Source organism: Pseudomonas sp. P5_B2, assembly GCF_056400445.1.
The window spans coordinates 1-2,636 of the sequence record NZ_JBFULH010000561.1; the positions used below are offsets into that span (position 1 = coordinate 1).

At 54.5% G+C, this 2,636-nt stretch carries 3 protein-coding genes; 2 read left to right on the forward strand and 1 reads right to left on the reverse strand.

The genetic code is table 11. The features are described from left to right. Positions 1–769 (forward strand): aminotransferase class IV (locus tag AC1DRJ_RS23950; protein ID WP_477804331.1); only part of this gene is annotated, 769 nt, incomplete at its 5' end. 72 nt (positions 770–841) lie between these two features. Here the strand turns inward: AC1DRJ_RS23950 and AC1DRJ_RS23955 are convergent. After that, a complete protein-coding gene (locus AC1DRJ_RS23955) occupies positions 842–1,204 on the reverse strand; it encodes a DUF6124 family protein (RefSeq protein WP_477804332.1) in 363 nt (120 codons plus the stop codon). A 780-nt stretch (positions 1,205–1,984) separates the two neighbouring features. On the opposite strand from AC1DRJ_RS23955, the gene AC1DRJ_RS23960 reads away from it, so the two are divergent. Continuing rightward, the coding region (locus tag AC1DRJ_RS23960) for an ABC transporter substrate-binding protein (protein WP_477804333.1) at positions 1,985–2,636 on the forward strand (652 nt) is incomplete at its 3' end.

The following is a 2,636-nucleotide window of genomic DNA, read 5'->3' on the forward strand; positions in this document are numbered from 1 at the left end:
GTCCTATGCCTCCTCAGTCTACGAAGGCATGCGCAGTTATGGCGGCAAGGTTTTCAAGTGCGAGGAGCACTTACAACGGTTACAACAGTCAGCCCGCTTGTTCAAACATGCCCTGCATTACACCAACGCAACGCTGACTGAGGCGTGCAATGAACTACTCAAGCGCAACGAGCTGCAAGACGCGTACATTAAAATCATCGTGTTTTATGACGAAGCCGACGTCAGTTTCATGGGGCGAGGTTGCCGCAGCAAAGTGGCGATATTCGTCCAGCCATTTGCTCCGAAGGCAGCGACCACACCTTACAGGCTCACGACCGCCAGTTGGAGACGCGCGCCCGCCGATTGCCATCCGTATCAAGCCAAAACCTCGTCCACCTATGCGATCAGTTTTTTGAGCTTCCATGATAAAGATGAGGCATTTGACGACGTGCTGTTTCTCTCGACCAACGATACGGTCTGCGAGTCCAGTGGTTCCAATATCTTTTTTGTGAAGGGCAGCCAACTCATTACACCGACGACCGAAATGGCACTGGCGGGTATCACTCGCCGCGTCATCATCGATGAGCTGTGCCCGGTGATGGATCTGCAAGTGATACAGAGGGACATTTCGAGTTCGGAATTGGGCCATTTTGATGGTGCCTTCTTATGTGGCACAGCAATGGAAATCACTGAAGTCAGCTGCATTGACGGTTTGCATTATGAAAGGAACCAGTGGGTCGAGTTGTTGGCAAACCAATACAGAAAGAGCGTGATACACACACTGCCCTAATCTTCGGGGGAGGCTCCCCCGAAGGTTTAGCGGGTTTTAGCGCCGCAGAACAGAGGAACGAACGGTACCCGCCTACGCTTGCGGATCGACGTTATCCAACGCCCGATTCACCGCCAATTCCGCCAGCATGATGATCTGCTGAATCGCCAACACTGTATTGCGCTGCGGGCCGATCAGGTTCGCGGCGAAATCACTGGTCATGACACTGACGGAGGCCAGTGACTCGCAGGCTTGGGCCAGGAGACTTTCGGTGTCCATGTTCGGGGCGACCAAGAACATGGTGCTGGGACGGCGGGGTTTTTCGGTGTATTGCGACGGGGGATCGAGGTAATAATCGAGGGCGCGTTTTATGGCTTCGCGGTCTTTGATTAGCGACTCGGTGCGCAAGTCTTCGGCTTCGGGAGTGGTGGGTGGATCGGGGACTGACTTATCCATGGAAAACTCCTACTGATAACGGGAGCCATCTCTTCGCCGGATCTCAAGCGACGAAGAGGTGGCAGCTATGTGCAGAGTGAGATCACCGGAAGTAGGCACCCGGCCAGACCGAAGTCTGCCCGCACACAGCCGCCATAACGCATTTACAGGCAGCAGATAAGCTGGCGCCAATTATGGTGGCATTGGCGCTAGATGAATACTAATTGCCGGGGATCTCACGCCCGGTCGCTGATTTTGCAGCGACAGCCAGAGGTTAGAGACACTGCTTCCTACCCGGCAACCTGAAAAATGCGTGGGAAAGCGCTGTGTTTCTTACACATCGTTAAACACAAAAATGGAACGTGGAGCGTCCCTGGCGGCATTCCCACGCAGGAGCGTGGGAACGATCACTCCGAGGCAGCAGAAAGGGATTTGACGACTACCAGTCCGCCATCGCCAGCAGGCTAGCTCCCATCTTCTTGAGATTCGGATATTCGCGAAATCAACGTATCCCGCCCCAAAACTGTGGGTATAAATAAGTAACACCGCGCTCCAACCGAGCGCACAGAACGTGTCGATTGACCCGCAGAGGTGCACCCGGTTGCACCGAAAAAAACCTGCGCAAACGGTCAAATGCGCCTGGATTTATACATATGCGACATTAAGGTACGTACGTGCCACTGTTTAACGCCTATGCTCGATCAGGATCTTGCATTGGGTACGGCGCCTGCATAAGTATCCGCAGGGTCGGCTCACGAGGTCGTCCTATAATTCCAAAAAAGCCACAATCATGAGGCCACCATGCTTAAAAACGCGGTCATTCCGTTTTTACTCGGCGCCAGCTTATTAGCTAGCGCACCCTTCGCCCAAGCCGCGACTAACCTGGTGTTCTGCTCCGAAGGGAGCCCGGCCGGTTTCGATCCAGGTCAATACACCACCGGTACCGACTTCGACGCTTCTGCGGAAACCATGTTCAACCGCCTGACCCAGTTCGAGCGCGGCGGCACCGCCGTGATTCCTGGCCTGGCGACCAGTTGGGACATTTCTCCGGACGGCCTGACGTACACCTTCCACCTGCGCGACGGCGTCAAGTTCCACACCACCCCGTACTTCAAGCCGACTCGTGATTTCAACGCTGACGACGTGCTGTTCACCTTTAATCGCATGATTAACAAGGATGACCCGTTCCGCAAAGCGTACCCGACCGAATTCCCTTACTTCACCGACATGGGGATGGATACAAACATCACCAAGATCGATAAAGTCGACGACAAAACCGTCAAGTTCACCCTGAAAGAAGTTGATGCCGCGTTCATCCAGAACATGGCCATGAGCTTCGCCTCGCTGCAGTCCGCCGAGTACGCAGCCCAGTTGCTGAAAGAAGGCAAAGCCGCCGACATCAACCAGAAGCCGGTCGGTACTGGTCCGTTCGTGTTCAAGAGCTACCAGAAAG

Bases quoted from the DNA above. Each gene is read 5' to 3' on its own strand.
- AC1DRJ_RS23955 (WP_477804332.1), bottom strand. From the start codon at position 1,204: ATGGATAAGTCAGTCCCCGATCCACCCACCACTCCCGAAGCCGAAGAC.